At 56.1% G+C, this 20,125-nt stretch carries 14 protein-coding genes and 1 tRNA gene; 13 read left to right on the top strand and 2 right to left on the bottom strand.

Translation table 11 applies throughout. The annotated features are described in order from the left end of the window. Nucleotides 1-52: 52 nt before the first annotated feature. From ACRRQW_RS02625 to ACRRQW_RS02605, 5 genes are all read left to right on the top strand, one after another. Nucleotides 53-514: a toll/interleukin-1 receptor domain-containing protein gene (locus tag ACRRQW_RS02625; RefSeq protein ID WP_438479699.1), complete on the top strand. Its 462-nt coding sequence runs from the start codon at nucleotides 53-55 to the stop codon at nucleotides 512-514. A 15-nt stretch (nucleotides 515-529) separates the two neighbouring features. Continuing rightward, nucleotides 530-1,147 carry a hypothetical protein gene (locus tag ACRRQW_RS02620; RefSeq protein WP_438479698.1) on the top strand — a complete coding sequence of 206 codons (618 nt, stop codon included), beginning with the start codon at nucleotides 530-532 and terminating at the stop codon, nucleotides 1,145-1,147. Between the two features lie 313 nt (nucleotides 1,148-1,460). After that, a complete protein-coding gene (locus ACRRQW_RS02615) occupies nucleotides 1,461-2,435 on the top strand; it encodes a hypothetical protein (RefSeq protein WP_438479697.1) in 975 nt (324 codons plus the stop codon). A 1-nt stretch (nucleotide 2,436) separates the two neighbouring features. Beyond that, entirely contained in the window at nucleotides 2,437-3,339 is a 903-nt protein-coding gene (locus tag ACRRQW_RS02610) for a nucleotidyl transferase AbiEii/AbiGii toxin family protein (protein WP_438479696.1), read from the top strand. Between the two features lie 131 nt (nucleotides 3,340-3,470). Further along, entirely contained in the window at nucleotides 3,471-4,448 is a 978-nt protein-coding gene (locus ACRRQW_RS02605; protein ID WP_438479695.1) for a hypothetical protein, read from the top strand. A gap of 194 nt (nucleotides 4,449-4,642) precedes the next feature. Here the strand turns inward: ACRRQW_RS02605 and ACRRQW_RS02600 are convergent, their stop codons facing one another. Next, complete coding sequence (locus ACRRQW_RS02600; RefSeq protein WP_438479694.1) at nucleotides 4,643-5,911, bottom strand: hypothetical protein; 1,269 nt, start codon at nucleotides 5,909-5,911, stop codon at nucleotides 4,643-4,645. A 313-nt stretch (nucleotides 5,912-6,224) separates the two neighbouring features. On the opposite strand from ACRRQW_RS02600, the gene ACRRQW_RS02595 reads away from it, so the two are divergent. From ACRRQW_RS02595 to ACRRQW_RS02585, 3 genes are all read left to right on the top strand, one after another. Beyond that, nucleotides 6,225-6,308: transfer RNA gene (locus tag ACRRQW_RS02595), tRNA-Leu, on the top strand. A gap of 347 nt (nucleotides 6,309-6,655) precedes the next feature. After that, nucleotides 6,656-7,639, top strand: coding sequence for a right-handed parallel beta-helix repeat-containing protein (locus tag ACRRQW_RS02590; RefSeq protein WP_438479693.1), 984 nt, complete (start codon nucleotides 6,656-6,658; stop codon nucleotides 7,637-7,639). Between the two features lie 244 nt (nucleotides 7,640-7,883). Further along, nucleotides 7,884-8,819, top strand: coding sequence for a hypothetical protein (locus tag ACRRQW_RS02585; protein ID WP_438479692.1), 936 nt, complete (start codon nucleotides 7,884-7,886; stop codon nucleotides 8,817-8,819). Nucleotides 8,820-8,847: 28 nt separating this feature from the next. On the opposite strand, the gene ACRRQW_RS02580 is transcribed toward ACRRQW_RS02585, so the two are convergent. Further along, complete coding sequence (locus ACRRQW_RS02580) at nucleotides 8,848-9,909, bottom strand: LacI family DNA-binding transcriptional regulator (RefSeq protein WP_438479691.1); 1,062 nt, start codon at nucleotides 9,907-9,909, stop codon at nucleotides 8,848-8,850. A 132-nt stretch (nucleotides 9,910-10,041) separates the two neighbouring features. Here ACRRQW_RS02580 and ACRRQW_RS02575 point away from each other — a divergent pair, with 132 nt between their 5' ends. The 5 genes from ACRRQW_RS02575 to ACRRQW_RS02555 all read left to right on the top strand — a co-directional run bounded on the left by ACRRQW_RS02575 (nucleotide 10,042) and on the right by ACRRQW_RS02555 (nucleotide 20,121). Next, nucleotides 10,042-11,031: a hydroxyacid dehydrogenase gene (locus ACRRQW_RS02575; protein ID WP_438479690.1), complete on the top strand. Its 990-nt coding sequence runs from the start codon at nucleotides 10,042-10,044 to the stop codon at nucleotides 11,029-11,031. Between the two features lie 13 nt (nucleotides 11,032-11,044). Continuing rightward, nucleotides 11,045-12,820 (top strand): sodium:solute symporter family transporter, encoded by a 1,776-nt coding sequence (locus ACRRQW_RS02570; RefSeq protein ID WP_438479689.1) that lies wholly within the window; start codon nucleotides 11,045-11,047, stop codon nucleotides 12,818-12,820. A 263-nt stretch (nucleotides 12,821-13,083) separates the two neighbouring features. Further along, on the top strand, nucleotides 13,084-16,269 hold the full coding sequence (locus tag ACRRQW_RS02565) for a TonB-dependent siderophore receptor (protein WP_438479688.1): 3,186 nt from the start codon (nucleotides 13,084-13,086) through the stop codon (nucleotides 16,267-16,269). 336 nt (nucleotides 16,270-16,605) lie between these two features. Further along, nucleotides 16,606-18,660 carry a hypothetical protein gene (locus ACRRQW_RS02560; protein WP_438479687.1) on the top strand — a complete coding sequence of 685 codons (2,055 nt, stop codon included), beginning with the start codon at nucleotides 16,606-16,608 and terminating at the stop codon, nucleotides 18,658-18,660. Nucleotides 18,661-18,693: 33 nt separating this feature from the next. Continuing rightward, a complete protein-coding gene (locus ACRRQW_RS02555) occupies nucleotides 18,694-20,121 on the top strand; it encodes a hypothetical protein (protein ID WP_438479686.1) in 1,428 nt (475 codons plus the stop codon). Nucleotides 20,122-20,125: the final 4 nt, after the last annotated feature.

The raw sequence follows: 20,125 nt of genomic DNA, 5'->3' as shown, positions 1-20,125 counted from the left end.
ATCACCCTCAGCTCGAAACGCTATTTCCTGTTATTCATTCAACCCTCCATCCATGCCTAAATTATTCATCAGTCACGCTACCGCCGATCGCGCCATTGTTAACCCGTTGCGCATCGCTTTGGGTCACTTCGGTGATCAAGTATTTATCGCCCCTGAAGGGATTGCGCCTGGGGAATCCGGCTGGCGCACCATTCTCACCGCGATCTCGGAATCCGAACTCTTTATTCTGGTGGCGACGCCTGCGGCGTGCGCTTCCGAATCGGTAAAGCGCGAAATTAACGAAGCGTTGCGTTTAGGAAAAAGGATCGTGCCGCTGCGTTGGGGCATGGCGCACAACCAATTGCCTCTGTCCGTACAAACGGCAGATTATCAATCGTTCGATTTACAGTCCGCCAACGAACGGGCGCGTTTATTTGACCACGTCGGTTTGCTGACGGGCAAAAGTCGGTTTTGGAAGGGAGTCCTCGCCGCAGTAGTGGTGATAGCGATTCTCTATCTGTTATTCCGTGAATGACGCGGTTCGCCAACCATGAGTAAAAAGAAGAAGATTCGCGAAGTGCAGAATCCTTGCCCCGTTTGTCAGGCGGAACGCTACACGAGGGTAATTGAGGTAGTCGATGCTCATTGCTGGCGCGAGCAATGCAGGGCTCCCATGAAAATGGCATTTGGCCACGAAGAGGGTATGGCGCTCGCTCCAGAAGATTTCACGACAGAGGAAATCAAGGCAGCTCGCGGGGCGGGAGCTAAACTAGAGATCCGGCATAGTAAGACGATGGGAGACTCCTACCTCCACAACGTATGCCCGAGTTGCGACGTGATTTCCGGCTCCTTTTACCTGCATGATTACTGGCACGAGGCGACGCCAGCATCACGAGTGTTTTCCCGACTGAGTTGCGCACGCTGTGAGGGAAGGGAGGATGACGAACCTCCGCATGCAGCACCTGTGATTCCTAAGAAACCAGCGAAAAAAAAGGAGCAAGTGCCGCCGAAGAAGTTAGTGACCACGCCGCTGCCAAAACCGGTATCCGTTTGGGGCAAGTGCGCGGAATGCGCGCAATCAGCCTGTCCGCGTCAATTGACGGAAGGCTCCTTTTTTTGTGCAGTGTGTAAGCGAAACACCCGCTTCATCCCTGATGTGGTAGCCTAGCATTCCTAATCGATTTTAATTATTTTATCCCACTAACAACCAATGATTTATTGTTATTTTAGTGAGATTTCTGTGTATCGCGGTTTGCTTCGGTTAAGCTTTTAATTATCCTAACTCAATGAAAACTAATGCTTTGTATAGAAATCGGTTTAATCGCAATAGATATTGACGAAAGAATAAATGCTCCACATAAACGCCTCGGGCGGCCAACTCATATGAGTTGGCCGCCCGAGGCGTTTATAGCGGCAAAACACTTTATGTTTCATGCTTTACTGATCATCCTTCATGGGCTAGCTCTTGCAAGAGCTAGCCCATGAAGGATGATCATGCATTTGAAAAAAGTGGCGACCGAAAGCGTTTCTTCGCGTATTTCACGCATCATTTTGCAACGGCCACAGTGGATCATCCTACCGTTCGATGCTGGTCTCTGCCGAGTCTTAAACGAGCGTTGAACGCGGCGCGATCCCACCTCCAGGAAACCAAGCAGATATCCAGTTCCTTCCCCCGTGGGAATGACCTTGTGACTTGGCTCGTCGAAATTGGGTTGGCCTATCGATTACCCTTGGTGCCAGCCCAGGCGGCCTCACCTCGCGCTGAATTCTATGTCCTTGAGTTAGGGGCCGGCCCCCAATCGACCGTCAGCGCTCATGAATTACTACAAGCAGCTGACCCGGAAGGAGTGATCTGCTTCTTTAGCGCACTGGTCTTTCACGAACTTACTACGCAGAGTGCTCCCTTTCATCATATCGCCAAGCTGATGGAAGGTCCATTGCCGCTGCGTCCCGAAATCAGGACGCCAACCTTGGTGAGCAGTTCGGCCGAAAAAGATCCCCGGAATCGCCTGGGGTCGCTCTTGTTTACTTATCAAGACGTTCTTTTTTTTACCACCAAGCGGCATGCTTATCTGGTCACAGGCGTGCAAACGCAGCTCCTCAATCCCCAGACATTGATTCGTTTTACGGTGCTGGAGCAAAGCCTGCTTGATACCTTGGTAAATCCCGAAGCCTGTGGGGGGCAATCCGTGGTGTTTGAAGCGTGGGAGCGCGGTTGGCCCAAAGCGAATTGGTCGACGGTAAGGGACATTTTGCGAGAGGCCGGTTTGCCCCTGACCCGCCGCTTCGCCGCGCTCAGCAAGATTCTCCAGTTGCCGTTAGCCCCGGAACTATCCCGTTACCTGCACGAGTGTCGCGTGGCCGCGGATTTTCGGGATGCGCCGCCCCTGCAACTGTTGCGGGGCGTCTCTGGGCAACAGATCGACTCGGAATGGAACGTACAGTTGCCGATCTGATATGGGCCCAAGAGAGCAAGAGCGCTGGAAAAATCACATCCTCAACGAGGTGTTCGAAGCGGTGGCGGCTTCGGACGCGCTGCGCGCGATTCTCGTGTTTAAGGGAGCGCGAGTTTTGAATCGCCGCCTCGATTCCAAGCGCGTGTCACTCGACCTCGATTCGGCGTTGAGCGCGGATTACGCGATGCAAGCGATCAACCTGACCGTTCAGGCACACTACATCGAAACGGAACTCCAGAAGGCCCTCGAAAATCATTTTAGCGCCCAATCACCGATTCGTTTTACCATCGAGCGGCTCAGTATTAAGACCTCGGAACATCCGCTGGGTTGGAATGCGCACACCGCCGTGATTCGGGTTCGCGATGCCCGCCATGCCACGGTGCTTGGTTTGCCGCCCGCTGAAATCGACATCAGTGCGCCGGAACTTCTTTCCGGCCACGCAGTGAGTGCGCTCAGCGTCGATCATCATCACGTCTACGCATACACCCTTGAGCGCATCGCCGGCGAAAAATTACGGGCTTTCCTCAGCACGCTGCCGGCGTATCGCGCGAAGGTCAAAAAGCCTGGTTTTGATATTCGGGTGAAGGATCTCTATGATTTAAGTCTGATCGAAGCGAAACACCCGCTGCGTGATCAGCATTTTTGGCTCAAAGCTGGCGAGGATTTTAAACTAGCCTGTGCGTCACGCTACATCGATTGCCAAGGGCTCGTCACCTTTCGGGAGAATTGGAATGCCACCCAAAAAGCCTACGAAAGCGATGCCACCTTGCCCAAAGATGTTTCGTTTGCCCGGGCCGCCGAAGTGCTGACGGGAATTGTCAGCTTTCTCGAATCGACGGGTTTGATTCCGTTTAGTCACCCGCTGCCAGCCAAATCAGGGGCCCACCGACCGGGCGGTGGTTAGTGGGCTTTAATTCATGGCGGCAGTGTTTGGTGCCATCGCTAAAGTGCTCGATCACGTGATTGGTGCGGTGGGAGTTATTTGGCTGACTTTGGCCTCCCTTAACTGCATCAACACCGTATCACGAAAACATTATGTCGTTTCTAGAAGAGTTAACTTTTAAATGTATTCTCTGCGATTCAAGTGTTCTCTCCGTAACATCGCATTATTTGGGAGAATATTATCAGTGGAAATGTGAAAACTGCGGGCCATGGGGTGCGCACTCGTCTTTGTACGGTGGCAAGCTGGGGCTGAAAATTTCTGCCACTGAGCGAAAGAAGCTAAAGTTTCTAGTTTACGAAAATCATCTCAAAAAAGCAAATTCTCCAGTTCCGACTTTTACACTGAAGCACGGTGAGGCGTCTGATTCGACGGATGATGTTTGGCTTATCAGTAAGGGCGAATTCCTTTCCCGTTATCCTAAAAAACCGCTCGAATATTTTGACCGCGCTTTAGAGAATATTGGTCGGTTGATTCCCGACCCCACGAGTTCAACCGACATCGGTCCAAAAATTCATCTGGCGCTTTTTAGTGAGAGTAACACTGAGGGGACCATGTTGAGACATTTATCGGAGTTGGGATACATTTCGATAGAAGATGCCGATACGCATGACACTTACGGAAAGATTTCGATACTGCCAAAAGGATGGGCCCGTCTGCAAGACATCGAGACTCCAGGAAAGAATTCGGTGCAAGCGTTCGTTGCTATGTGGTTCGACAAAAGCCAAGATGAGTTTTTCGAAAAGGGGTTGCGGCCGGCAATTGAAAAAGACGGAGGAATCACCGCTCACCGGATTGATCGAAAAGACCATAATAACAAAATTGACGATGAAATCGTAGCGGAGATCAAGAGAAGCAAATATCTGGTGGCAGACTTTACGGGTCACCGTGGTGGCGTCTATTTTGAAGCTGGTTTAGCCTTAGGTCTTGGACTCCCTGTTATTTGGTGTTGCCACGAAGATCACATCAAAGATGCGCATTTTGATACTCGGCAGTACAATCACATCACCTATAAAACTCCCGCTGAGCTGAAGACTAAATTGCTTAACCGAATCAGAGCGACGATCACGTAGCGTGGTGAACCTATCATGGAGTCACTTGGTTCAAGCCATTCTCAGCGCAGACGGGTCGATTGACCTGTTCGTACACTTCGCGATACTTGGGCGAGAAGGGCATAAGCACCAAGCAACGACGTTCGGAATCCATTGGATCATTGGGCGATGGTCCCTTGGTCCAGTTCAAGCTTCCGCCATAAATTCCATTTAGCCTAATGAGCGCCGAAGACTCTACGGAACTTTACCGCCGGACATTCTATTCTGCGGTTATCGACGACAAAAGAGCAGCTCACGTCATCCGGGTCCATCGCAGAGGGGCACCGAAATGGTTCTCCATTTTTCAGCGGGCAGAGCAATTGTTTCTCAACAAAAGCCTGCTTAAGCAAATTATGGAAGCCCAACACATCCGTGTTTTGCGGCCACGATCCTGGCCCTTTTCTGTCGGGAAAAGTTCCGGATGGTTTAAGATCGGTCATCCGATAAAACGAAACATGCGGGCCAACCCGTTCCATAATATCAAGAATACCGTCCGTGGTGGCCAATTTGACCGGAAAAAATTCCGGGTCTTCGAGTCGAAGTTCGAGCGCCGCGACATGGACGGCCAGTGCTTCAATGAATAACGGTTTGGCCTCCGAATCCGAAGTGTTTTGATTCAACAGGCCCGCGGCGACATCGTATGCTTTTTGAGCCATCTCCCGCGGAGAGGGAAAGCCAAGCACCGCGCACAGTTCGCGATAGTAACGCCTGATATCTTCAGGGTCGTATTTGACTATCGGCACGATCTGGAGTGCCGCCTGGCAGACGCGGATGAATGTCTCTCCCGGCAACTGGTCCTCTACTTGCCCAGATCGCGACTTTTCGACCGTCGGCGCATTAAAAAGAACGAACGGGTCGTACATGAGCGAGACATCCACGAGGATCTGAACGGTCAGGATCATGTTCGAGTGGTTGCAGGCACCGCTCCGCACCGCGTATTCCGTCGCTGCGCCGTATACGGCACCGTCCGGAACAATACTTTTCAAGGCCTCGGCCGAGGTGCTCCTGAACGCATTAATGACCGCGTTCATCTCATAGACAGCCGCATAGCTTTCCATTAGCGCTGCGGCATTCAACCGAACAGCGGACAACTTGCCGTCTTCGTTGAGGATGATGTTGGGCAGCTGGTGAATCTTGACCCCAATCGCGTCGAGTTCCGCGGCCGCCTTGGCACGGTCAGGGCGCTGGCCGTATGCAGCAATGTGGAAATAGGATGTCCACGGCTCGAGCACGATGCCATTGGGGTGCACCTCCAAAACAGTGCCCTCGGGGATCGGGAGTACAGCGACATCGAGTTGGGAAGCTGCTCCCAGGAAGCCCCCACCTTTGCGGAGCGCTTTTTTCCCAGATTTAGACAGGGGCTCAAAAAACCCCTGCCGTTCAAAAATCGACTTCAACAGTAGGTTTCGTGATTTGAGAAAAGCATCGATTTTTGTTTGACTCACTTTTCAGCGAAAAGGCGAAAAACGTCAAAAATCGAAGCAAACTTCTGAAAACTATACACCCCTCATACACGGACATCAAAAGTGGGGTTAATTGGGATAATTTGAGAGTTTCCCAATTTTCAAAACAGCGGTTTCTCCTCTGAAGATCATTTCTGATCACATGGGATTCACTTTTTTTCTTTGACTTAGAAGTCCAAGAATCCGTGCGGAAAGCATTTATAAGCAACATCGCTAAAACGAAAAACTATACTTTGATCTAAACTGGAAAATTCTGAAAACATGCTGGCTCGATTTTGAGCTTTTTTAATTTTGTGCCCGGGTGGTGGAATGGCAGACACGTCGGTCTTAGAAGCCGATTTCGTAAGAAGTGCAGGTTCGAGTCCTGTCCCGGGCACCATTTGTGCAACCATTGTATGCACGACTTGAAATTACGCTGGCCTGCCTAGCACATGGCGGACCGATGCTACTTTGGATAACCGCGGTGCGATACTTTATCGACTGGATAATGACGGAATTGGAGTCGCGTGATATCTCTTCAAGGACATTGTCCTAGCGAACGTCCTGGAACTTTGTTTTGCGATATTTCGTGCCAATACATCCAGAGCGTTTTGGTTACCAGTGTAACTTACGATGCATTTGCGGGCTTCATTTCGCGGAGCTTAGTGGAAATCCGTTACCTCACGGACGATCCCCTGCGTCCAAAACCCCACGCGCCCTCGGGCGTGCACGAAAACGAATAGCCGAATGAAAACTACCCTAAATAAATTCGGCGTGGGCTCGTCCCTCGCCTGTGCCTTCGTCCTATCGATCGGTCTCATCTCTTCGCCCACAGCCTCGGCCTTGGACGTGACCGTAAACCCCGGTGGCAACATCCAGGCTGCGCTTGACCAGGTGGGCAACGCGGGCGGCGGAACCGTCTTCGTAAATTCGGGAACATACAATGTTACCGCAAGCGTGCAGATCCCAAACAACACGACCCTTTGGGGCAAGGGATCGACGCGCCCGGTGATCCAACGGACCGGCAGCACCGACACCGACATTATCCGCAACAAATCGATTCCGTTCACCAACGTGAAAGTGGACTACATCGCGGTGAACGGCGGCTGCACGGACGCGCAGATGGACGGCGGCACCTATAAGGAAAGGAACGGAATGGATATCTCAGATCAGCACAATACGGTGGCGAACAACGGGGCCTACATCGTGAACTCCACCGTCACGCGCAGCTACCTTGGAATCAACGTGGGACGCACGACCAATGTTACGTTGAAAGGGACGACGTTGACAAACAACGGGGGCCTGCTCCTCGACGCCGGCGTGTGGAAAAAAGGATTTATCCATCACATTTACATTTCCAGCTGCGACAAAATTCTCGTCGAAAACGTCAATGGCTCGAACTGCCGTTCTGGAATGGGTCTGAAGATCACCGATTTCTACGGAAACCTGACCGAGACGAGTGTGGTCGTCCGCAACAACACGTTCGACAGCAACTACGATCGCGGCATCGCGGTCTACGATACGAATCCGTTAGTCATCGAAGGAAACAAGACCCGCAACAATCTGAAGTCGGGCATAAACCTCTTCCGCACGACTTCGGGTGGTCGCCTCGTGAACAACGTTGCGACGGGAAATGGAAATCAGCCAAACGTCGCCTACGACATCTGGCTGAACGCTTGCTCGGGCTTCACGATCAGCGTGAATACCTACGTCACCAAAAACGGTTTCTGATCTTTCGTATGCCTCCGCGCGTCGGAACGGCGCGCGGACGGCATCGATGCCAGAAATGAAACCAAGATTTCGTCTTCGGATCGCAGCTTTGCTAGTCTCAGCGGCATTGGCTGTTTCGGTCGCATTCTTTATCGGGAGCGATTCGAGAACTAGGCCGCACTCAGCCGCGTGGATTCCGGTTGGAGTCGCGACCGATGCCAACCGACGCGCTCAGCAGGATCACTCACAAGCGGCTCCGACGAGTTTGCCTTCCGCCGAAGCGCGCCTTGTCGGTTACCTGACCGAGATTCTTCGTGACTACGAGGCGTGCCGGGCGAAAGAGGACATCAAATGCGCCGACGCCTCAGAGGCGCGCTTCCGAGCGTTGCTAAACGATGACACCGCCGCGGCGATGATTCAGGTGATGCCGCCCGATTTTGCCGGCACGTTCTTCGGCGACCTCGCGCTGCGTTGGTGGGCGTCGAAGGATCGGGCAGCCGCGGCGGAGTGGATGGCCAGTCATCCGACTGATTCGCCGGTCGCTGCGGTTGCGCTCACGCACGACTGGGCGCTGCAGGATCCGAAGACGCTCAATGCATACGTCGACACTTTGCCTCCCGGCCCCTGGAAGCACAACCTGCTCAAGTCGGCAGGGGAGGAAACTCTCGTTGCCGACCGACTTGCTGAAACGCTCGCGTTCCTCGACAAGATTTCGGGAAACGATTCCCGGCGCGACGAACTCTACGAATGGACGGCGACGAAGTGGGCCATTAAGGACCCTACTGCGGCGACCGAGTGGGCCGCTAAAGCGGCGGACGGCGCACAACGCGAAAAGCTGCTGGCCGCAGTGGTCGTTGGTTACGCCAACAGCGAACCCGATGCCGCCGCGCAGCTGGCGATCAACATGATCGCCTCGAAGGAACAGCTCCTGCCGGCCGTCAATTCGGTCGGGCGTATCTGGGCTTCGCGCGATGCCCTTTCGGCGGGGAATTGGGTTCAGCAAATGGACGCTGGCGAGCCCCGTGCCAGCGCGATGCGTGGACTTCTGCAGATATGGGCGTTTTCCGACTTTGAACGCGCGCGCGCTTGGCAGGAGGGAATCGGCGACGCGCAACTTCGAGTCGAGGCTGCGGCAGTCCTAGCTCAGCTGAAGAGGCAGATCGACAGTGGAACTGGCCCCGCGCCTCTCGTCGGCCCATGACCCACACAGGAGCTGTGGACTAATGTCACTACGTCTTCGGCAACTGTCGAAGCGGCACGCTGGTCCCGTCGACCCAACGTCCTTCCACCAAAATGCGTCGGCAATATCGGGGGATTCCACGTTCGTTCTGATGGATCAAGCTTGCGAGCGTCCTGAGCGCGACAAGCCCAACCTCATAGGAATTCTGGTCCACGCCCGCGTCGAAGTTGCCGTCGAGCACACTGACAGTGGCCACCGCCAGGTCGTCCGGGACTTTGCAGCCGAGGCTTACGAGGTATTTCGCCAAGCTGCGGTCGCTTGCGATGACAGCATCGGGCCGGGCGGATTTCAGCCACAGGCGGAGCTGCCGGAGATTCTTCTGCGAATCCTCCTCCTCAAAAATGAGCGGATGAAGCTGTGCCCTCAATGGGACGAGCGCATCTTGCATGCTCAGGTAACCTGCGCGGAAGTTGCCGCCGGTGTTGCGGTCGAACGCGCGCGAGGTCACATAGCCGATCCGTGCGTAGCCGCGCTCGCGGAGACGTTCGAAAGCCAGCGAGGAGCAATTGATCTGGTCGCTGGTCACGACGTGGGCCCGCGGGTGCTTCACCGAGATGCCCAGTCGCACGATGGAGAATTGGCTCCAGTCGAATCCGGGCAGGTCGAGTCCCTTGAAGTGCGGCGGGATCAATATTCCCTGAATGCCTCTGGCAGAAAGTATTTTTTGGAGCCGATCACTGCTGAGGTCTGCGCCAATCTTGAATTCCTCCAACCGGTAACCGAGCTGAGCCGCGGCTTCGTTCGCGCCCCGCCAATAAGCCTCGAATTCCTGGAGCTTGTGGAGATCCTTTGGGTTCGTCCACTGGTTGAGCCACGCCAACGTCGACCTGACCACGGCCGGGGTCTTGGCCTGCCGGTAGGCCGAAAGAGATGAAAGCATCGGATCAGGCCGGTAGCCGAGGCGCTTGGCAGCGGCGGCGACCTCTTCTTTTCTGGGAGCGGAGATGCGCGGATCGCCACGAAGGGCGAGGGAAACCGTCACATGGGAGATGCCGAGCGAGACGGCGACGTCGCGCAGTGAAATGCGGGGAGTTGAGTCGCGGTTCGGCATGTCGCAGCCAGTAGACGCCGGTTGGATTACCAGTGTAAACCACGAACTGCTCGCGAAACTTTTCGCGCGACAAGACCTTGCATTGCCCCGCGGCCTCCAGTCGCATTCCCCAGCTTTCCGTCCCGTTCAATTATGATCAAAGGTGTGTTGTTTCTTTCCAGCGACGCCGTCGCCGCTTTCCCCGACGCGGTGATCGCGAAGATACGCGAACGCGTGCACCTCACTGCGATCATCTCGCCGTCCAGCAACTGGCAGCGATTCGCCGCAGAACTTCGGGAGGCTGAAGTCCTCATCACTGGGTGGGGCGCGCCGCGCATGGATCAGGAGTTCATGGACGCTGCCCCGAAGCTAAAAGCCGTATTTTATGCCGGCGGATCCGTGCGCTATTTCACTACCGACGCGTTTTGGAGCCGGGGTGTGCGCATCACCACTGCGCAGGCTGTGAATGCAATTCCCGTCAGCGAATATACCGTCGCAACGGCGCTTTTGGCGCTAAAAAGATTTTGGCACTACGCGCGCGTCACACGCGAACAACGAACGTTTCCTGCCGATCGCCCGGTTCCCGGAGCCTATCGGTCGGTGGTGGGATTGGTCTCATACGGCACCATCGCGCGCATGGTGCGCCAACGTCTCCAGCAGTTCGACGTCGACGTGGTGGTTTACGACCCGTTCTTGAGCGAGTCTGAAGCGAGTCGCCACAGAGTCGAAAGCGTCAGTCTCGCCGAGGTGTTCTCGCGATCGGACGTGGTATCGCTGCACGCCCCGCAGCTCCCCGAGACGCTAGGAATGATTCGAGGCGTCCACTTCGACGCCATGAAAACCGGCTCGACCTTCATCAACACTGCGCGCGGGGAGATCGTGAACGAGCCGGAGATGATTTCATGCCTCCAGCGGAGGCCCGATATTCAGGCGGTCCTGGATGTGACTGCTCCCGAGCCGCCGTTGACCAACTCGCTTCTTTACTCGCTGCGCAACGTAATCCTCACGCCACACATCGCAGGATCGCTCGGGCCTGAATGCGTTCGGATGAGCGAGTCGATGATCGAGGAACTCGAACGTTACCTCTCGGGGCAGCCGTTGCACTGGGAAATCGATTCGCAGCGCGCTGCTCTGTCGGCCTGAACCAGTCACGCGCATGATTTCCGGCTATGACTACCTGAACATCGGATTCTACTTCCTGTTCATCATCGGCGTGGGAGTCTACTTCTCGCGGAAAAGCGCGAATACTTCTGACTATTTTCGCGGCGGCGGCGTGATGCCTTGGTGGATCACGGGCGCGTCGGCTTGGATGGCGGGCTTCAGCGCGTGGACGTTCACCGGTGCCGCAGGGAAAATCTACGAGACCGGGCCTTACGTCCTCGTTCTCTACTACCAGAATATCGTGCCTCTTCTCGTTATCTTCTTCTTCACCTGCTACAGGTTCCGGAGATTGCGAGTGGTCACTCCGATGGAGGCGCTGCGGCTCAGGTTCGGTCCGGCGACTCAGCAGTTCTACACGTGGCTGCGCTTGCCGATCCAACTCATCTTCTCCGCGTTCTCGTTGAATGCGGTCAGTGTATTCATGTCGGCCCTCTTCGGAATCGACGTCACGACTACGCTCGTCGTGCTGGGCGTCGTCGTCACGGTTATCTCGCTGATGGGTGGCGCGCTCGGAGTCGCAGCTAGCGACTTCGTGCAGATGATCTTGATCGTTCTCGTCGCCGGATGCACCGGAGTGATGGCTTTGGCGCATCCTGATATCGGCGGCTTCACAGGCTTGATCGATAAGGTTCCGTCGGCCCATTTAGAGTGGGGAAAGATCGCTCGGGTGGAATTCATCGCCCTCTGGTTCGTTGCGCTCACGATGAACACGCTGTTCGCTCTCAACAGCCTCAGCGACGAGAAGGCGGGCAAATATATGATGGCCGCGAGCGACCGTCATGCGCGCAACAGCCTGATCATTCCGATCGTCGGCACGATCTTCGGAAGCATCGTGTGGATCCTGCCTCCCATGGCCGCCGCCGTCCTGCATCCGAACTTGGCGGCCGAGTTCCCTCAGCTGCGATTCCCGAACGAGGCGGCATTTCTCGCGATCGCGCGCGACGTCCTTCCCCTCGGAATGGTCGGGCTTTTGATCTGCTGCATATTCGCGGCTTCGCTCACCGATCTCGGCGGCATGCTTAATTGGGGATCAGGACTGCTCCTCCGGAACTTTTACATGCCGATCTTAAATCCGGATTGCCCGGAAAAGAAGCTCATGACGCTCAGCCGCTGGGCTGCGGTCATGCTGGGTGGGGTGCTGATAGCGTTCTCGCTCGCCCTGAGCCGCTACCGCTCGATGGGACTCTTCGACTTGCTCAACCAGTTCGGCACGAGCCTGCTCATGCCGCTCTCGATCCCGGCTTTTCTCGGCATGTTCTTCAAGCGCACGCCGCAGTGGTCAGCGTGGTCTACGGCTCTTATCGGACTGGGCATGGCGTATATTGCGAAATTTTATGTGACGCCGGAGATGTTCGCCGGAATTCCAGGAATCGGCGGTCCGTATCTTCCCGAAGAGCGCACTGCCTTTGGAATCATCGCGACGGCGGCGTTGGTGGCGCCGGTCTGCATTAGCTGGTTCTTCTTCTCCACGCTCTTCTATTCGCGCAGTTCCGACGCCCACAAGGCCGCGGTCGAGGATTTCTTCCTGCGGCTCCGCACTCCGCTTGAGGAATCGGAGACGGTGGTGCGAAGCGAAAACAAGGGATTCGCCGCGACCATCGGGCGCATGTGCCTCCTCTACGGCGGTTTTATTGCGGCGCTCGTCTTCATTCCCAACACGAACATGGGACGAATTTGTTACGCCGCGTGCGGCTCCGTGCTTTTCGGCGTCGGCCTTCTGGTCGCGTGGTTTTACCGCGAGAAAAACCTGCGCGGAACGAACGTCGCGTGAGTCCAGTTTTCCGCGGAAAACGGATTTTAGTTTCCAGTGTAAACTAGCAATCGATTGAAAAGAAAACGCAACGGCGCGAACAACGCAGCGCGCCGCTCGAGGATGTGCAGCGCTTAACCCCCGTCGGAACTCAACAGCCGATTTTCAACCCCATGAAGAATACACCTAGCTGCGGCTCTCGGCCGCATTCCCTCGTCCGCGCCTTCCTGACCATTTGCGCAGCGGCCTCTTTGTCGGTGTCTGCGCTCGCCCAGACACCCGCAATGCAAAGCCCCGCCGGCCCAGTCGCTCCCGTTGAAACAGAGAAAAACGACGACACGGTCGTGCTCTCTCCGTTCACCGTGACTTCGGAGCGTGACGTCGGCTTCGCCGCGGGCAGCACCTACGCAGGGGGGCGCCTCGCGACCGACCTCAAGGACACGCCGGTCGCTTACTCCGTCATCAACCAGGAATTCATCGAAGCCTTGGGGTTGACGGATCTCAGCTCCGCCGCGGAGTGGACCACGAACACGTTCAAATTTCCTGACGGCGCCGGCGGTGGCGATCTCTTCAATATCACCGTGCCGATCGCGGTGCGCGGCGCCCTTGGCGTCTCTGGTCTCCGTCAACGCAACTTCTTCATCTATTTTTCCGAGAACGACAGCTACAACATCGAGCGCTTCGACTTCGGCCGCGGACCGAATCAAGTGCTGTTCGGCAACGGAACTGTGGGCGGAACCCAAGTTTCGATGACGAAGCGCGCAAAATTCAACAAACCGTTCGAGACGCTCGAATTGGGTTATGGGTCGTGGGACAACAAGCGCCTCGTCGTCGACGTAAACGCGCCGCTCAATAAACGTTTCGCGCTGAGAACTTCATTGCTGCTTGCGGATCGCGACGGTTGGCGCGACGGCGAATCCGAAAACCGCAAAGCTGCGTTCCTGACTGGAACCTACAAGATCACCGACAAAACGGAACTGCGTCTCGAAGGTGAGGCGGGCCGGACCGAACGCCGCATTCCCGACGCAAAGCTCAACGATCGTTTAGGCGGCTGGAACGGAAGCTACTCCGGTGGCTACCTTACCACCGCGCAGTTCAATGCGCTGCCTAACGGGCCGCTTGGCATTAACCGCAACGGCGCAAATTATTTCGTCTACAATCCGGTGGGCGGATCCAACGCGGTCATGCATCTCACCGATTGGGTTATCACCAAAGGTTCAGGTGACGGAGCGACAACCCCTGCCGGCAACCTTTTGCAGGTCGGTCAGGTCAGTTGGAATCAGACTAACGCCACCATCCTCAACGCGCAGAATGTGGTGCCGAACCGATTCGACCGCGCCCTCGCCAATTCGAAATTCTTTATTCCGGATCGCGAGTTCAGCATCGCCCCGAACGTTCCGCTCATCACGTCAGACTTCCGCGACATCCAAGGTTCGCTGAGCCATCAGGTCGGCAGAAACCTTTTTCTGGAGATCGCGGGTGACGTCAACGAGGTCGAAAACGACATCAACCGAATCGAATCCAGCTCGATCAACACCTACGTCGACATCAATCCGACGCTGCCCGGTGGTCAGGCGAATCCCAACTATCTCCGTCCCTATGGTGACGGTCAGTTTACCTACTCGAACCAGACGCTCTCCGCGAAATCCGTGCGAGTGGCGGCGGCCTACATCCTGGATTTGGACAAGTGGGGCAACTACAGCTTCAATCTGATGGCTGGCCTGACTAACCAGCTCATCGCGCGTCGCAACCGCGTGCTCGCTTCCGGCTCGTCGATCGGACAGATGGCCGATCCTCGGCAGTGGGCGACGGACGCGAACGCGCTGCGCCAACGTTTCTATTGGGGAGACAATGGCACCTACAAGGAGCCGACCGGGCCGATCGCGTTCGTCGACAACCTCGGCAATGCCGGCACGGTCACGCCCACGTGGGTTCCATGGGCCGGCGGCGCGGACAGTTCGAACAACATCTCCGACAACGAAAACGACTACAACTACGCCTTGGCCGCGATGAACGCCAAATTCTTCGGCGGTCGACTCGTTTTGTTGGGAGCAGCGCGCTACGACGACTCCAAACAGCAGGTCCGCTATCTCAAGCGTATCGGCGACTTTCCGGACAATTGGGATCTCAGCACCCTCTACTGGCGTCCGGACGCGCCCTCCGATTGGGCCAGCTTGACTTACACTCCCATCGGCAGCGCGACCTCGACTCCGGCGATCACGCGTCCGCGCACCAATAATGCGAACGGCATCGCGGTTCCGACCGCGGGCTACTCTAACGTTCGCTTTGCCGACGACTTCAATCCTCCCGCTGTCATCGCCAAGGAATGGACGCCGTCCACGGGCGCCGTTTACCACATCACCAAGAATTTCTCGGTGTTCGGCAACTACGCGAAGGCCATTTCTTTCAACACGTCGGCTGCTCCCGATGTGAACGGTCGCCTGCTTCCCGCTGTCGAAGGGAAGGGTTGGGACGCCGGCGTGCGCCTCAACTTGTTCAACAACCGCATCAACCTCAGCGTGCAGACCTACAGCAACGAGGAATTCGGCAACTATATAGATCCGACGGCGGTGACTAATCAGATCAACACCCTCTATCAGGCGAACGCGTTGGGCGACACCACGACTGGCGGACGCAACACGCGCAATGCCGCTGACATCAACGGCCTCGTCCGCGACACTCGCACTCGCGTGACGGAGGGATACGAGCTTGAGCTAGTGGCTAACATGACTCGCAACTGGCGCGCCATTCTCAATGTCGGTCTTCCGGACAACACCGAAAGCGGCTATGCGCCCATGACTCGCGCCTACGTCGATTCGAACGGCGCTCTTTTCCGGCAGATCTTGGATGACGCGGGCGGCACGGTTGGCTCGGACGGTCTCGCTGTTCGCAAAGCCGGAGTCATTGATACAGGTGCAACGCCCGCCGAGAGTTTGGGCAACGAAGCTCAACGCGCGGTGAACGCCTACAATGCAATCTACGCGAACGTCGCAAACTTCGTCGTGAATTCGCGGCCGACGACCAGTGCGCCGGACAATGTGAACGTCTTCACCGACTACCGTTTTTCTAACGGAAAGCTTAAAGGTCTGAAGTTGGGTGCGGGCGTAAATTGGCGTGGATCCCGCGTAGTCGGTTATCGCGGCGGCGACAGCATCGTCAATCCCGCCAATCCGCTCCAGTCCATCGACGACACGAGCGTCGACGGCTACACGACGGTCGTGGCGCCTGGTGCTTCGCTCGTCACTGCAACGGTTGGCTATACGTGGAAACTAAAGGGAGGACGGCAGGTCGACCTGAACCTCCGCATTAGCAACCTTCTCGATGAGGACGATGTGATCTGGACCGACACGACGTCGCTCTTGCGGCCTAAAGGTGGCGACTTTGCCTCGCCAGCACGCGAGACGGTTTACAACGCCTACGCGTATCAGATTCCTCGGAGCTACTACCTCACGGCGAAGTTTACGTTCTAATTTTGATCGAAACGGGCGACTTCTAACAGTCGCCCTTTTTTTATTCCGACCGGACAGCTTCACCAAATGCGCTCCTCAGAGAGCGCGTTTGGATTGTCGCGTGTGCGAACGATTGCTGTCGCAGGTTTCCAGTGAAACCTTTTTTTCAATTCTCGCAGGGCAGAAAAGAAATAGGGTTATGTTTTCCGAACGCGCTGGTCCTCCGCCAAACTCACTTGAGGACTGACAGCTCAACCCCGCCGGCCGCCCTCGCATTTTTGTTATGACCATTTCCGTTGTCGATCTGAGCAGCGCACGCCGTCGGAGAAAACTTTTTCAATGAGACCTTCTCGCCCTATGATCGGAGTCTGGTTCGGTAATTTTTTTGAGCCTTTCTACAGCGACCGCGCGGCCGTCGAGCGCGGCATTGCTGAAGTCGCCGAACTCGGCTTCACAAGCCTCAACCTAGACTCGAAGCCGTGGGAGGATTTCTTCGCCCGTTATCGTGGGGAGCCCGCGAGCCAATATGTCGGCATGCAGGAGTTCATGATCCAGCAGGCGCGCTCACGCGGATTGGACTACACTCATCTCGCGCTCTATCTTTGCGGTGACAATCTTTACCCGACGATTCGCGACGTTCCTCCCGTGCGGGGCGAAGAGGCGATTCTGCCCGACGGCAAGCCGATGGGGACTTACAAATATTGGTCGCCTGCTGCGCAGAAGACGATGGTCGATCATGTCGCAGGGTTACTGAAGCTGTATGGAAACGGCATGTTTCGTCGATCAGACGACCGAATCGTGATGCAGACCATGTTCGATCCGATTCCGAAGCCCAGCTTCGACGAGGAAGGTCGATCGCGTTATCTTGCTTGGCTGGAGAAAAGATATTCAGGCGATGTTACGAAGCTAAACGAAATCTACGGAATCAAGGCATCGACATTCTATGCGCTGACGCCCGACCAATATTGGCTACGTCCAAAAGAGCTTAACTGGGTTGAATGCGCGGTGCCGAGCGCACAGGACTTCGAAGCCCGGACCGCCGACTTCCATCGCTGGATCGACAATCAGACATACCTCGCGAGCGAGATGGAGTCGTATTTCGCGACGATGAAAGAGAAATGGCGCGAGTTGGAGCCTAAGCTCTTCATCGAGCCCGTGCTTCATCAGTGGGGTTATTTTTTCAATCCGCCTGGTCAGACGATCTGGCCGACGGCGAAGCGGGCCCTCGATGTCTATCGACTCGCGCCGCACGTCGACGGCGTCCTTTACATTACCTCGCCGCTGAACGCCGAAAACCGCGCCGATGCAATGGCCGTCAGCGTCGAAGGATCGATCTTGCGCACCGCCAATCAAGGCCGCGAATTCACCGCGGGTCTTTACTTGGGCCGTCACGTGAACGGAGACATCTACAGTGTCGTCCCGCCATCCGAGGCGATCGCGACGCTCGTCGCTTCTGGAGCCGGTGCATTCCACATGTATGGATACAGCGGCCTTGACGACGGCGGCGTCCTCTTCCGCATGGATGGCGTCTTCAAAGAGTCGCTGAGCACCGGTAACCGTTGGGCCAAGGAAGTCATTCCGCTGATTGACGAAGCGCGCTCCAAGGAAGTGGCGATTCTCTTTCCGAGGGAAATGAGCCTCTATGAACCGCTAGAGCACGACGTAGGCGGCCGTCATCGCATGGATCTCCTGGGTTGGTATTCGCAATTCGTCGACCTTGGGTGGCATGTGGATATTTTGCATCCCGATCAAGTGGAGGCGGGAGGTCTTGCCGGATATGAGACATTGGTCGTTTCGCACAATTCTCTCTATGATCTCGGAGATAATTCTCGTCTGGAAATCGCGGTGAAGAGCTTCGTCGAAGCCGGCGGCACGCTGTTCCACGGACCGAAATGCGCGCTGGCGCGGCGTGCGTTCGGAATCGAGGAAACCACCACGGCTTTCGACTGCTTCGAGATGATTGAGGAAGTGATTCCTCACGGTTGGTCCACTGTTGAGTTCGCGAAAGGAAATCAGATCGCGAGATACCTTCGATCAGGACGCTCGGCCATCGCCGAAACGTCGCACGGCGCCGGGCGCGTAATCTCCTTTGGCTTCGAATACGGCTATGCCTACACCCGCACCACCATGCCGATCGTTCCTCCGGAATATGGAAAGCGGGAGATGCATCCCATCGTCTTGCTCAAGCAGACCCCCGTTGAACTCTTGGCTGGCGCGGCCCCGAAAGCTCTCTTCCGCCCGATCAAAGGTGTCGAATGTGCGCGTTTTGGTCGCCACGTCGTGATAGTCAATCATCGCTCGAGCCCCGTGAATCTCGGCGGCATCATTAAACCGCGAGCAATCCATCAAACGCCTTCTGCCGGCGGTTGGCTTGCGGCCCACTCAGCCTTATACCTAGACATTAATTCCTGATAGCCGGTCGCGCATTTTGAAACCAAATACCCCATGAACTCGCTCCGTCTCTCTTTCGTTTTCATTCTTTCATTGGCTAGCCTCTTGCAGGCCGCGCCCGTGGAGGTTTCAAGCATCGCAGAACTCGCGAGCGTTGCCGCCAAGGACGATCAGGAGATCAGAATGAAACCCGGCGTTTACCGCATGGCTGACTATTTGACGCCTGCAGTCCTCAAGGAGATCGAGGGTTACGTCGACCGTTCACTCCGCCGACCACCCGTCCCGATGTTGGTCTTTCGAGGAAGTAACAACGCCATCGACCTTCGTGGGGTTACCATCGAGATCGACACGTCGCTCTATCGCCTGCTGCCACAGCGCGGCTACACGAGGAGCGTCATCATCGACGGTAGCAGAAACAAGCTGGAAGGTCTCACCATCCGAAATACCGGTCCGCAACAGGGCAGTGGCGGAAACACTCTTTCTGTCGCGGGGACGGGTAACACGCTCACTGACGTCACGCTTCATGTTAGCGGATCGTTTCCTTATGGCTACGGCGACCTGCTCGGCAAAGGTGGGCCGAACCTCGTAAACCTGCAGAAGCAAAGCGGCATTCAGGTGCTTGGCACCGATACGACTTTACGTAGGTGCAAAGTTTTCAGTCGCGCGTTTGGACACTGCTTCTACATCCAGGCGGGCGAGAACATTCGCATCGAGGACTGCTATGCCGAAGGTGCGGTTCGTTCCACGACAGAAATGCTGCGGGATCTCTCCGGCCCTGCGTTCGATTTGGGCTTTCGCTCCGTATACAAAAATCGCGACGGCCGATTCGCGATTGCTCCGGGATATACGAAGAGCCTTTCCGAAGACGGCTTCAGAACTTACGGCGACGCGGGTAGCGTGACGCTGGTGAACTGCGTGTCGGTGAACACGCGCGCGGGTTTCGAGATCGGAGCGAAGGACGATGCCAAGACAAAAACCGTTATCGAGAATTGCGTGGCACGCGGCTGCGAACGCGCTTTCTTGATCGGCTCCCACACGATCGTCCGCGGCAGTCGCGGCGACATCGCGCACGGGCCGCTCCTCTATTTGCGCGGCGGACGGGAATCGGACGTTGAACTCGAACTGATCGGCGACCGTCCGGAAACCTTGGTGCATGTGATCGCTACGATTGCCGGTGAGAACCATCGAGTGCGATTGGACGCTCAGCGTGGGCTCGATACGATCCAGGCGCTGCCGATCCTCGTAGGTTTTGGCATGCCTTCACATGCGGAGATGGCTAGCAACGTTGCGACCGCACCCGCTCGGGGCATCGACTTCGTCAACCGCATCGGCTTCGCGACGGTCATCTCCAGCGACACCGTCGTCGAATCGAAGGTAGAAACCGTGGGGAGAAAATTTGCCGACGCAGACCTGCGCAAGGATCCCGGAGCTTGGGGTCTTCCTCCGGACGGTATCGCGAAGGGAAAGAACGAGAAAAAGTGAGCGC

It is taken from the genome of Oleiharenicola lentus (assembly GCF_051660365.1).
Taxonomy (GTDB): Bacteria; Verrucomicrobiota; Verrucomicrobiia; order Opitutales; family Opitutaceae; genus Lacunisphaera; species Lacunisphaera lenta_A.
Note: the sequence above shows the minus strand (reverse complement) of the source record. Positions and strands in the feature narration are given on the sequence as shown.